This is a genomic window from Haloterrigena sp. KLK7 (assembly GCF_037914945.1).
In the GTDB taxonomy this organism is placed as follows: domain Archaea; phylum Halobacteriota; class Halobacteria; order Halobacteriales; family Natrialbaceae; genus Haloterrigena; species Haloterrigena salinisoli.
Window position 1 is genome coordinate 120,585 of the sequence record NZ_CP149788.1, and the last position, 12,733, is coordinate 133,317.

Sequence of the window (12,733 nt, forward strand, 5' to 3'; positions counted from 1 at the left end):
TCTCAATAGCGCCCGTAAGCCGTTCGACGCTGCGGTTGGCATCCGGATCGTTCGGCGTCACTCGCACGCGACGACGTTCGCCAGTGACGACGAGGCTTCGCTCGTCACGTCGGAACGTCATCTTCGAAAATGCCGATACGGGTCCGCCCATCCGCCTTAAATCTACCAATACGCATATTCGGGTGATTTCGGTCCCCGACGATCATTGTTCCGGTTCAAGGCGTCCGACAGCGATCGCCGTGCCGGACCTACGCCGGCGGCCGCGAGGCAGCACTGGCCTTCAGCTCACTGAAATCGATTGGAATGAACACCATCGGTGCATCCTTTCACTTGTATCCGGCATCACCGGACACTATTGATTAGCGATTATTCTTCAATAAGGTCCAAATACCATTAATAGTGTATAAACCATATTTATTTACATCCATATGATTGTAAAACGCGTCTTGTTTTCAGAGGGTTAGTAGAACTAGTATTCTCGTGAGTGCCTTCCGATGATAGCGGATGGATCGGACAAGAGCTATTTTCTCGACCCTAATCATACTGAGATCTTAATATTTAAACAGTGTCTGTTCAGTATTCGTAGCCTCAGATCGTCGATATTTCGAGTGATTCCTATCCCATTTAATGCCGCGAGGATTGATTCGATCGATCGATTCCGCAATTCGTCCGGTAACACCGGACGTTTAACGTTACCAATACTCGAATAGGGTGCCTCGATGACAGTCACTACATGCTGTATGCGCTCCGTCGGACTCAAGCGTCGACTTTCAACTCAGCTATACGGCCGGATGGTTGGTACCGAGGAAATCGCTACTGGTGGGTCTGTGTCGGTCAGAAATTTCATTCACCGGTCCCACAGCTTCGCCAGGCTGGTACTCGCTTCATCCCCACGGAACCGCGTCGTTCGCAACGAGTTGACCGTAAGACCATTCCCATGTTACCAACTGCCGAAATCTTTATTAGATATGATAGCAGAACACAGAATTAGAACTATACAATGGCGACTGACTCTGATTCCGGCGAACCACTGTTGAGAATGGAAGACATCCACAAGTGGTACGGTTCGGTTCACGCGCTGAAGGGTGTCGATCTACACGTGTACCCGGGCGAAATCCTCGGACTCCTCGGCGACAACGGCGCCGGGAAGTCGACGCTGATCGAGATGATCGCCGGCGTTCACGAACCGACGGAAGGCGATGTCTTCTGGAAGGACGAGCGTACAGAAATCACGTCAGTCGATGATGCCCGAGATCTGAACATCGAGACGGTCTTTCAGGACCAGGCGGTCGTCGAGAGCCGGAGCGTCGCACAGAACGTCTTTCTCGGCCGGGAGCTGACCACGGGTGTTGGACCAGTTCAAGTACTGGACAAACAGCGGATGCGCGAGGAAGCAGAGACCGTAACGCAGAGTCTTGGCCTTGATATCGCCTCGCCTGAACAGGAGGTCCGATTCTGTTCCGGCGGAGAGAAACAGGGCGTCGCCATCGCTCGAGCGATGTACTTCGACGCGGAGCTCGTTATTCTGGACGAGCCGACGACCGCGCTCGCCATCTCCGGTGTTCGCAAAGTCCTCGACTTCATCGAGCAGTTAGCGGAGTCCGGGACGGCCGTGATTTTCATCTCGCACAACTTACCCCACGCCTACGACGTTTGCGACCGATTTGTCGTGTTCTCTCGGGGCGACAAGGTCGGCGACGTCATGAAGGAGGAGACTAATATCGACGAATTGGAGAACATGCAAGCGGGGCTTCCCGACGAGTGAACCGCCTCAAGGTCAAACGGTTCGAGACGCCAAAAGTGTCTTGTCATGAGGCAGAACCAACGGTTTCGCAGACCTTACTGAACTCGTTCTGCTCAGTCGTTAATATGTTTAGTTTCTTAATAAATAATATATTAATAAATAGGAAAGGTTTTTACCCTCTTGCCTGAATCCGTCAAACGGATCCATGGCAGATGATAGCAATGTGCGAGTAGAGAGACGCGACCTCTTGAAAGGTATCGGTACGGCGGGTGTAGCAGGGGTAGCCGGCTGTCTAGGCGGCGACAGTGGCGACGAACCATACTACCCTCATACAATCTGGGGAATGTACGGCGCCTGGGAGGAAGCCTACGTTCAGGGCGGCGAGTTCTATGCGGAGGACCATGGGTACGACTTCGAAAATCAGAACACCCAAGGAAACGACGACGAGCAGATCTCGCACATCCAGAATTTCAGGCAGCAGCAGGCTGACGGCATCCTCGTTGGACCCGTCTCCGCGACCGCACCCGTGGGCCAAGTCGAAGCCGCGGTCGACGACGACATCCCAGTCATCGCCGCGAACTCGGACATCGAGACAGATGCGCTCACGATGAGTGTCTACATCGGGAACGAGCCTGCCTGCGAGGAGTTGGGCGCGGAGATCGTCGACTACCTCAATACGGAAGTCGAATCTGACGGAACCGTTCTCAACCTCCAAGGCGACCTTGGAATGAGCATCGGTGTTGAACGAGAACAGGGCTTCAAGAACGCCGTCGAGGGACAGGACGGTATCAACGTCCACGACGTCAGCGCCAACTTTAGCCGCGAAGAGGCCCAAGAGAACACGTACTCCTTGCTCCAGTCCGAAGATGGGGAGATCGACGCAATCTTCGCTGCCAATAGCGAAATGGCGATCGGCGCCGCAAACGCCCTCGACACGTACGGGATGGACCCCGGGAACGTGTTTATTGCGTCCATGGACGGCAGTCCGGCACTGATCGACCATATGGACGAGGGATGGGTCCAGCGCGGCTTCTCGCAGCCGACCCAGTACTACCTCCCGATCGCGATGTACTACCTGGAACAGGTCCGAACAGAGGGCGAGGACGCGCTGCCCGAAGTCGGCGATGAGGTCACCACCGACGATCTCGAGATCACCGGCGAGGAGCACATGGGAACGGATATCTGGACGGAACAGGACTGGGCACCGGCCGAAGTTCAGGAACGGCACGGCCATCGTTGGTTCCAGACGAACGGACGACTGTTGACGCCCGATAACTACAACGACTCTGCCAACTGGGGCGTCATCTTCGCCGATGAAGCGGGCGACTGAGTCCTGAAGGGAGGCGAAGCCACTAGGGATCGGCACAGGTCGACTCAAGACCGGTATCTCGGTCTGCGTCTTGTTGCCAGTTATATGATGGTCCCGTTCAGTGTGTGTCCAACCCACACATATGATAACATTTATTTATGATGGTCTGGATCGCTTACTCAGGATCCGAGATGCAACTAGATTTGAAAGTGATCAGCGGACTATCAGATGGAGAGGCATCGGCCCGGACGAAATTGTTCCTCGTAGATAACTTCATCTGGGTACTGCTGGTGCTAACAACGCTGATGTTCGGCGCAATCAACGGGCCGCAGTTCTTTAACCTCTCGAACCTTCAGTTCATCGTCTTTTCGAGCGTGATGCTCAGCTTTCTGGTCATGGCGGAGGGAATCTGTCTCCTGAGCGGGAACTTCGATCTCTCGGTCGGTCAGGCCGCGGGTTTCGCAGGAATGTTCAACGCGATGTTGCTGACGAGCTGGGCGCCGTGGATGCCATGGTATCTCGGCGTTGCGACGATCCTCTTCGTCGGCGCCGTGATCGGCGCGACGAACGGGTTCCTCATTGCGTACATGGATCTCAATCCGTTCCTAGTGACACTCGGGACGTTCTTCATCCTCCAGTACGCGACGCTCGAGATCAGCCTCAACCCGATCAGCGGGCTCGCGGATGCGTACCTCGCGCTCGGGGGCGACACGGTCGCCGGCGTCCCGATCGCTATCTTCCTGCTCGTCGTCGCGGCCGTCCTCCTGCACGTCCTGCTTCGTCACACGCGGTTCGGGAGTAACGTCTACTCCGTCGGCGGCGATCCGGAAGCGTCCAGCCGCGTCGGGATCAGCACGACGCGGACGGTCTTCCTCGTCTTCGTTCTCTCCGGAATGCTAAGCGCGTTCTCGGGGCTCCTTTACACCGGGTTCCTCTACTCGGCGACGCCGGGAATGGCCGACGGGGCGTTGTTCATGGCGTTCGCCGGCGCGGTCATCGGCGGTGCGAGCCTCTCGGGAGGCCGCGGATCGATCGTCAACATGATCGGCGGTGCACTGCTCATTGGGGTCTTCGACGCCGGGCTCGTGCAGACCGGTCTGAGCGGGAACCAGGTCAACATCTTCTTCGGGGTGCTGGTGATCGTCGCGATCATCATCAACCGCTACCGCGAACAGAAGCGAGACGACCTGCTGACGCCGAGCTGATCGATCTCGAGCGGTTTTCGCGGTTCGGCCTCACAGTAGGACGATTACGCTGTGACGATCCCTGTCTCTGACGTGCTGTTCCCGGACGAACACGCGACGAGCGCCACGACGGATATCAGATTCTGGCGGTGAGGAATTCGTCGTCTCCACCGGCAGAGGGCCGGTCTGGAACCTTCGGTTATCGATTTTGAGTGCGTTCTGGTAGTTGGATTTTCCCGAAATCTCGTATTTATCCGCTTTCGGATGTTCTCAATTGTTGAATCGGTGGGCCACGTTATTATCAGACTGCATTGTTAGTAACCCACACTTGGTATGTGATGCCAAGTATCGATGCAGCAATCCCCGAACGGTAGGGAGAACGGGCTGTACGACAGCGAGTGGACCATGAGTGATGGATACGACGAATCGACGACAGCAGAATCGCACGCGACAGACGAGAACGGATACATCGATCGACGGGAGTACCTGCGATACACGGGCGCCCTTGCAGGCGCCTCAGTAGTCGCCGGCACTGGTGTGCAGACGGCTGCGGCCGGCGGCAGCGGGCCAACCGAGAACGGGTCGATCGCCCCAGCGGACCTTCGAGTCGAGTACGCTGAGGAGCCGAACACGGTGCTTCCCGCGGACGGTGACTCCGACGACGGGGAACTCGAGGACCTGCGGTTCTCTTGGGAGGTAGCCGGACCGCGAGGTGTCGCCCAGTCCGCGTACCGAATCCGCGTCGCGGAGGAGAGCACCCCGCTCGAAAGTGGCGAGGATCTCGTCTGGGACAGCGGCGTGGTCGAGTCGACGCAATCGACCCACGTCCCGTACGACGGCGAGCCGCTCAAGGCCGACACGACCTACTACTGGAGCGTCCGGCTCTGGGACGGCGACGAGGCCAGTGACTGGAGCGAAGCGACTCGGTTCGTGACGGCGTTGCCCGACGACGAGCACTGGGAGGGCGAGTGGATCGGCCCCGACTATGGCGAGTGGGACGAAGACGACCCGATCGACTACGATTTCCTCGAAGAGGGCGACTACGACGACCGTCCCGAACCGCTTCTCCGCCGTGAGTTCGACCTTGAGAGGGACGTCGTCGAAGCGCGCATCCACATCAGCGGCCTGGGATGCTACGAGTTGTACATTAACGGTGAACGCGTCGGGGACCGCGTCCTCGATCCCGCTCAGACCCAGTACAACGAGCGTGCGCTCTACTCGACGTACGACGTGACCGAGCACGTAAACGAGGGTCGAAACGCGATCGCGACCGCGTTAGGTCGTCTCCGCTTCGGCGAGATGGTCGCGGACAACGGAGACTGGAGATGGAGCCACGCTCCATGGTGGAGCGATCCGCAACTGCTGGTCCAACTGAACGTCGAGTTCGCCGACGGGACGAGCGCGTCGATCGTCACTGACAACGACTGGCGGATGACCGACGGGCCGACGCGATTCGACTCCCTGTTCGCTGGGGAAGTATACGACGCCCGCGAGGAGAAGCCCGGTTGGACCGAGCCGGACTACGACGACGGCGACTGGGAGACCGCGCCGACCGCAGACGATCCGGGCGTTGACCTGACGCCCCAGCACGTCCAGCCGATGCGCGTCCGGAATACCCTGGACCCCATCGAGATCACCGAACCGGAGGACGGCGTCTATGTCTTCGACTTCGGACAGGTAATGACCGGGTGGGCGGAGCTGACGGTCGAGGGCGACGCAGGGACCGGAGTCACGGTGAGCTACGGCGAAAAGCTCAACGACGACGGCACGGTAGACAACTCGAACTTCCTCGTCGCCGCCCCGATGCAACGGGACCACTACATCCTCGGCGGCGACGGAACGGAGCAGTGGGAGCCGAGCTACAGCTACAAGGGCTTCCGGTACGTACAGATCGAGGGTTATCCCGGCGAGCCGGAGCCCGATGCGCTCGAGGCGAAGCACATTTACACCGCTTTCGACGAGGACGTCGAGAGCGGCTTCGAGTCCTCGAACGACCTGTTCAATCAGCTCCACGAGAACACACTGTGGGCGTATCGGAACAACATGCAGGGGCTACCGACGGACACCCCGAAGTACGAGAAAAACGGGTGGACGGGCGACGCCCAGCTGACGGCGGAGACTGGGATATACAACTACGACATGGCCCGGTTCTGGAAGAAGTGGCTCCGTGACTTCGCCGACGCCCAGCGCGACGACGGGGAGACGCCGACCGTCGTTCCCAACAACACGGAGTACAGTTTCGTCGACTTCCAACCGAACTTCGATGCCGTTCAGGGCCCGACGCCGGGGTGGGACGCAGCGTTCATCCTCATCCCGTGGTGGGTCTACCAGTACTACGGCGACGAGCGGATCCTCGAAACGCACTACGAGAACTGGACGCAGTACATCGAGTGGATCCAGCTCTGGTCCGAAGGAGACATCCTCGAGGACCTCCCCGAGTCGGTCTCGGACCAAGAGGAGGTCATCCGTGCCTTCGAGGACAGCCACGTCCTCCCGGTCGGGCTCGGTGACTGGGGCGGTGCGCCGCTGACCGATACGGACGACGGGTACGGCGGCGGCGGTGACGAGGTACCGATCTCCTCCACGGCCTACTACTACCGTTTCACGCAGGTGCTCGCCGAGACCGCTTCACTCATCGGCCGGGACGAGGAGGCCGCCGAGTGGGACGCTCTCGCCGAGGAGATCCGCGAGGACTTCAACGACGAGTTCCTCGATACGGAGCGGGGGTACTATCGAACCGGCCAGCACGAGGCGTACCTCCAGACCTCGAACCTCCTTCCGCTCGCGTTCGACATGGTTCCGGAAGAGTACGAAGACGTCGTCGTGGAAAACCTAGTCGAGAACGTCATGGAAACCCACGACGGTCACCTCAATACCGCGACGCTGGGGTCGAAGTACATTCTCCCCGTCCTCACCGAACACGGTCACCACGACGCTGCCTACACCGTGGCGACCCAGACCGACTACCCGAGCTGGGGCCACTGGATCGCGAACGGCCGTACGTCGCTGCTCGAGTTCTGGGAACTCGACTCCCGCTCGTGGAACCACCACTTCCTCGGGGTGACCGACGAGTGGTTCTACAAGCACCTCGCGGGCATCCAGGTCGGCGAGCCCGGCTTCGAACACGTCCGGATCGCCCCGAAGCCCGCCGGCGACCTCGAGTGGGCCAGCGGGAAGACAGACACGGTCAGAGGCGTCGTCGAGTCCAGCTGGGAACTCGTCGAATCGCCAGGGAAGGGTCGGGACGGCCAAGGTATCCGTCTTGACGTGACGATCCCCGGGAACGCGACGGCGACCGTCGAGATTCCGACGCTGGGCGGCGAGAAGGTCCGCGTCTGTGAAAGCGGAACCAACGTCTGGAACAACGGCCACCGGACGAAACAGGACCACCCCGGGATCGAATCGATCGAGCGAACGGACGAGGCCGTCGTCGTCGAGGTGGCGTCGGGCGAGTACGGCTTCGAACTCGAACGGATCGGGAACTGAGTCGTCCCCGATCTCACATCTCAGTGAGGACGTCTCGTATTCGTTCTCTTCAGAAGAGGTTCTAAGCCACGTCGTCGTCAAATCAATTGGAGTCAGTGATCGTGTCGATCCGTAGTCTTGGCTGTCGCGAAGATTTACTATGCGGCCTCGATAACTGGTCGAATATGCTTGAGACCCATACGCACGCATGGGGTGCAGCGAGCTGAGACCATCCCTGAGTGGACGGCCCACTGCTGGACGTCGTCGACGACTTCGACGTCCACACCGTCTACACGACCGATCGGCTCCTCGCAGACATGGACCGCAACGGGATCGACGAGGCCGTCGTCGTCGGCTATCCCATCTGCGACTGGACGGACAACTGGTACACGCTGCAGGCCGCCGAGGAGTACGATTGGCTGTACGGCATCGTCATGCTCGATCCGTTCGCCGACGACGCGGCCGAACAGCTTCGCCGCTGTATGGACACCGACGGCGTCGTCGGATTCCGCCTCGGCGCGGCCTATCACTACGAGGAGATGTGGGAGCAGTTCAATTCCGACGTCACCTAGCTCCACGACGCGATCGAGGAAACCGAGTTCTGGGAGGCGGCCCTCGAGACGGACGCCGCCGTGCAGATCCTCTGTGACCATCGGCAGCTGGATCAGGCCCTCGAACTCGTCGAAACCTATCCTGAGCTCACCTACCTGTTCGATCACTTCGCACACGCGGGCCCGGAGACGCCGACCGACGAGGGGACGTTCGCACGGTTCGCCGACCTCGCCGAGTACGACACCGTCGCCGTGAAGGTCTCGGAGATTCCGCATATGTCCGAGACGACGTTCCCCTACGAGGACATGCACGACCACGTGCGCTGGTTCCTCGAGACGTTCGGCCGCGAGCGCGTTATCTGGGGCTCGGACTATCCGAACGTCAGGGACGTCGCCGACTACGCCGAGTCGTACAACTGGCTTCGAGAAGTCGACTCAGTCTCCGAGACCGACCGCGACTGGCTCACCGAGAAGGCGTTCCGACGCCACGTGGGGCTCTCCTGACGCGTCCGGCTCGTCAACAGCAGTTGCTCCGGTGATAACTAACCCGAATTTTTATTATTGTCTTTCTTTATGTTCTGATTGCTATGGTCAGTGAAATCATGTTAGCCGCCAATATTGGCATCGCCGTAGCGATTGTGCTCTCGTTGATCATCCTGCTCGATATCGATCCCGCCGTCTCGCTCATCATCGGATCGTTGTACATGGGTATCGCGTCCGGTCTGGGACTCACCGAGACGGTCTCGAGTATCGGCGAGGGATTCGGCAATCTCATGCAGGGGATCGGCATTCCGATCATCTTCGGCATCATGATCGGAATGCTGTTGGCTCGCTGTGGAGGGGCCACGCGGATCGCGACCACGCTCACGGACGCGGTGCCGTCGCGGTACGTTCCCTACGCACTCGGACTGTCCGGTGCCATCGTCGCGGTACCGGTGTTCTTCGACGTCGCGTTTCTGGTCCTGATCCCGATGGTCATCGCGCTCTGGCACGAGACGGAACACTCCTACCCCGTCGTCATCGGATCGCTCGTCATCGGTGCGGCCGGAGCACACACGTTCGTTCCGCCGACGCCGAACCCTCTCGCTGCGCCGGACCTGCTCGGGTTCGGACTCGGCGAGATGATGATCGCCGGACTGCTGGTCGGCTTCCCCGCGGTCGCGCTGGCGATCGCCGTCTACGTCCGCGTCGTCGATCGGCTGTGGGACGACGCGGCCGACGTCGACGACATTCCGTTCGAAGAGGACGATGACGGGCGGACCGATCGTCCCTCGTTCGTCGCGTCGGTGCTGCCGATCGCGACGCCGATCCTCTTGATCCTCCTCCAGACCACGACGGAGGCCGTCACCGGCGAACCGAACGTCTACCTCGAGTTCCTCGGCAGCCGAATCATCGCGCTGCTTGCGGGGCTCCTGATCGCGATCGGCGTGTACGTTCGGACCGTCGGCCGCGAAGAACTCTCGGATACCTTCTCCGAGGCGACCCGACCGGCCGGCGTTGTCCTGGCGATCACCGGTGCCGGGGGCGCATTCGGGTTCGTCATTCAGGAGACCGAAGCGGCCGACACCCTCGTGAACCTCATCGGCGTCAGCGGCGACGGCGTCGTCATCGTCCTCCTGGCGTTCGCGATCGGACTCATCATGCGTGTCGCGCAGGGCTCGGGAACGGTTGCCGGAATCACGGCGATGACGATCATGGGCGGCGTCGAGACGAGCGTCGCGGGCTCGGCTATCGCGTTAGCATCGCTCTCGGGCGGGATGAGTATCGGCCACATCAACGACAGCGGCTTCTGGGTCGTGACCGAACTGACGGGCCTCGAGGTGACCGGCGGACTGAAGACCTACACGCTGAGCGAGGCGATCCTCTCGGCGTTCGGTCTCCTCGGCGCAATCACCATCGCCGTCGTCACGTAGCGCTCGTCGCGTTCGACCGATTACCGACTCCGAACTCGGACGGGGAGACGACCGATCACGAATCTGCTTCGTGCCGAAAACGGGGCCGGCGTTACTCGGTGAGCAGTTCGATCGGATGCCGCGGCCGGCGCTCCAGCAGCGAATCGATCTGCTCGAGACAGGAGGGACCGCTGGCGACGACCGGCCGCTCGAGGACCCCCTCGTCCCGCAGTTGCTCGCGCAGGCGGTCGCCGACGTCCATGCTCAGTTCGTAGTAGTCGCCCTTGTAGCCGAAGCTGCCGGCCATCCCGCAACACTCGACGTCGGAGGTGACCACGTCGTAGTCGCACTCCTAGAGGACGGCGACCATGTGTGTCTCGAGGCCGAGCATGCGCTGCTGACAGTGGCTGTGGTAGGCGATCTCGCCGCCGTCGGCGGAAAGCGCCGACGCGTCGGCGCCGGTCTCGAGGAGGCCGTAAACGTACTCGAGCACCTCGTAATTGTTCTCCGCGAGGGCGGTGAACGTCGCCTCGTCGAGGAGCTTCTCGTACTCCCGCTGGAACATCGCGTGGTCACTGGGCTCGACGACGTCGACGCCCAATGCCTCGAGGACCCCGACGGCGGCCTTCCCGCGCTCGACCCGAACGTGGTTCGGATAGAGGGCGGAATAGAGAACGGGCCCGTCGTCGGGGGTTCTCGCCGTTCTCGATCGTCGACTCCCGGTCGTCGAACCAGTCGACGAGCGTCTCGCGCTCGAAGGTCGGCAGTTCGCGACGGGGATCGATATCGAGGAGCCGCGCCATGAGCCACCGCAAGAGGTCGGCGTCGGCAACCCAGTTCGAGAGCGGGGCCGTAGTGCTGCCGAGCTTCTCGCGGGCGAAGCAGGTCACTCCTCGGCCGTCTCGAGGGCTTCTCCGGATCGAACCGCTCGTTGAACAGGTCAGCGATGCTCTCGCGAGACTTGTGGATGGCCAGGGTGACGATGTGCGAGGGGGCTTCGTCGGCCACCTAGAGCACCCGCTCGGCCGAGGTCGGTCTCGATAACGTCGGCGCCGTCCCGTTCCAGCGCGTCGTTGACCTCAAGCGACGACTCTCTGGCAGTCATCAGTATACGGAACGTGGTGCGACATCACCACTTAGTTTTGGTTCGCACGCCGTCGGTCGGCGATCCCGAACCAATCCGTCGGTAACGCGATGCTCGAGGCGTTTAACCTGCGTATTCGGTAATAACGGAAGATCGTTACTTACAGCCATATCCGTGTAAATAGCCGGCAGAAATACACGTTATTGAATACCACATTCGTCTTCGATCCGAGGCGTTCCCGACGGTCGCTGTTTGAGTATGGTATCACCGGAACCAGAACGAAAGTGCGAGCCGGAGCACGACGAAGCGCCGTCCAAAAATTTATATCTGGACATATCCAATAGATCAGTTATCAGGGAGAGCCTGAGGTAGCAGTACAAATGAAGGCGATCGTACAGACGGGAGCCGAAGAAGTCGAAGTACAGGAACGCGAGAAACCAACTCCCGGTCCGGACGAGGTACTCGTCGCGGTTCACTCGGCGGGTCTCTGCGGCAGCGACGCGCACGCGTATAAATACGACGGGGGATACGAGTGGATACCGATCCCGCGTATCATGGGCCACGAGTACTCGGGTCGGGTCGCCGACGTCGGTGAAAACGTCGATCAGTTCGACGTCGGAGAGAAGGTCATCGAGGAACCGATCCACGACTGTGGGACCTGTTTCCAGTGCAAGAACGGTCAGGGGAACGTCTGTCAGAACTTCTCTATCACCGGGATGCACAAGGACGGAGCCTACACGGAGTACGTCACCGTCGAAACCCAACACCTCCACGCCGTCCCCGACGCCGTTCCGCTCAATCACGCGGCGATTACGGAACCGACGAGCATCGCCACCCGCGCCGTCCTCGATCAGTCGGCGACGACCCCGGGGGACAACGTCCTTGTCGAGGGGCCGGGCCCCATCGGCGTCCTCGTCGCCGCTGTCGCCGACTCGCTGGGCGCTAACGTTCTCGTCTCCGGCCTCGAGCAGGACGCGAAGTACCGTCTCCCGCTGCTCGAGAACCTCGGTATCGAGACGATCAACGCCCAGTCAGCGGACCTCGAAGAGTGTGCCGAGGAGTACGCCGACGGGATCGGATTCGACGTCGTCTTCGACGCAACGGGCCACCACACCGGCCTCGGGACCGCCCTCGACCACGTCCGAAAGGGCGGCCAGGTCGTCGTCGTCGGGATCCCCAACGCCGCCAGCGAGGTCACGTTCACGGCGGCCGTCCGCGGCGAGCTCGAGGTCAACACCTCGTACGGCTCGACGTGGACGAACTTCGAACAGGCGCTCCGACTGATGGAACGCGGCGAGATCGCCGTCGACGAGATCGTCGATACGTCCTACAGTGCAGACGAGCCGGCGGCCGCCTTCGAGGCGTTCCTCGAGTCCGAGACCTGCAAACCTGTGTTCCAGTTCTCGGACTGAGACTAGCCCGCGACGTTCGAACGGCCGAAGGAGCGACAGCGGGATCGCGACGAGTCGTCTGCTGCTCGGCCGATGAAAGATTTTAGCACTGA

Annotated in this window: 6 protein-coding genes and 2 pseudogenes; 7 read left to right on the top strand and 1 reads right to left on the bottom strand. The window is 60.6% G+C overall.

Annotated elements, in window-relative coordinates; all coding sequences use genetic code 11:
* Positions 1-1,039: 1,039 nt before the first annotated feature.
* The 6 genes and pseudogenes from WD430_RS19555 (at position 1,040) to WD430_RS19580 (ending at position 10,166) form a co-directional block, all read left to right on the top strand.
* The gene (locus tag WD430_RS19555; protein ID WP_339106114.1) at positions 1,040-1,765 is read left to right on the top strand and encodes an ATP-binding cassette domain-containing protein; all 726 of its coding nucleotides are present in this window, start codon (positions 1,040-1,042) and stop codon (positions 1,763-1,765) included.
* 184 nt (positions 1,766-1,949) lie between these two features.
* Complete coding sequence (locus WD430_RS19560; RefSeq protein WP_339106115.1) at positions 1,950-3,074, top strand: sugar ABC transporter substrate-binding protein; 1,125 nt, start codon at positions 1,950-1,952, stop codon at positions 3,072-3,074.
* 284 nt (positions 3,075-3,358) lie between these two features.
* Complete coding sequence (locus tag WD430_RS19565; protein ID WP_339106116.1) at positions 3,359-4,258, top strand: ABC transporter permease; 900 nt, start codon at positions 3,359-3,361, stop codon at positions 4,256-4,258.
* Positions 4,259-4,642: 384 nt separating this feature from the next.
* On the top strand, positions 4,643-7,723 hold the full coding sequence (locus WD430_RS19570; protein WP_339106117.1) for a family 78 glycoside hydrolase catalytic domain: 3,081 nt from the start codon (positions 4,643-4,645) through the stop codon (positions 7,721-7,723).
* Between the two features lie 218 nt (positions 7,724-7,941).
* A pseudogene (locus WD430_RS19575) lies at positions 7,942-8,757 on the top strand (amidohydrolase family protein).
* 83 nt (positions 8,758-8,840) lie between these two features.
* Positions 8,841-10,166 carry a GntP family permease gene (locus WD430_RS19580; RefSeq protein ID WP_339106118.1) on the top strand — a complete coding sequence of 442 codons (1,326 nt, stop codon included), beginning with the start codon at positions 8,841-8,843 and terminating at the stop codon, positions 10,164-10,166.
* 91 nt (positions 10,167-10,257) lie between these two features.
* On the opposite strand, the pseudogene WD430_RS19585 reads toward WD430_RS19580, so the two are convergent.
* Positions 10,258-11,014, bottom strand: a pseudogene (locus WD430_RS19585) ((4Fe-4S)-binding protein); the annotation flags it as partial.
* 595 nt (positions 11,015-11,609) lie between these two features.
* On the opposite strand from WD430_RS19585, the gene WD430_RS19590 reads away from it, so the two are divergent.
* A complete protein-coding gene (locus tag WD430_RS19590; RefSeq protein ID WP_339106119.1) occupies positions 11,610-12,641 on the top strand; it encodes an alcohol dehydrogenase catalytic domain-containing protein in 1,032 nt (343 codons plus the stop codon).
* Positions 12,642-12,733: the final 92 nt, after the last annotated feature.

Coding starts and splice junctions, on each gene's coding strand:
- WD430_RS19580 (WP_339106118.1), top strand. CDS start 8,841: ATGGTCAGTGAAATCATGTTAGCCGCCAATATTGGCATCGCCGTAGCG.
- WD430_RS19570 (WP_339106117.1), top strand. CDS start 4,643: ATGAGTGATGGATACGACGAATCGACGACAGCAGAATCGCACGCGACA.
- WD430_RS19555 (WP_339106114.1), top strand. CDS start 1,040: ATGGAAGACATCCACAAGTGGTACGGTTCGGTTCACGCGCTGAAGGGT.
- WD430_RS19565 (WP_339106116.1), top strand. CDS start 3,359: ATGTTCGGCGCAATCAACGGGCCGCAGTTCTTTAACCTCTCGAACCTT.
- WD430_RS19590 (WP_339106119.1), top strand. CDS start 11,610: ATGAAGGCGATCGTACAGACGGGAGCCGAAGAAGTCGAAGTACAGGAA.
- WD430_RS19560 (WP_339106115.1), top strand. CDS start 1,950: ATGGCAGATGATAGCAATGTGCGAGTAGAGAGACGCGACCTCTTGAAA.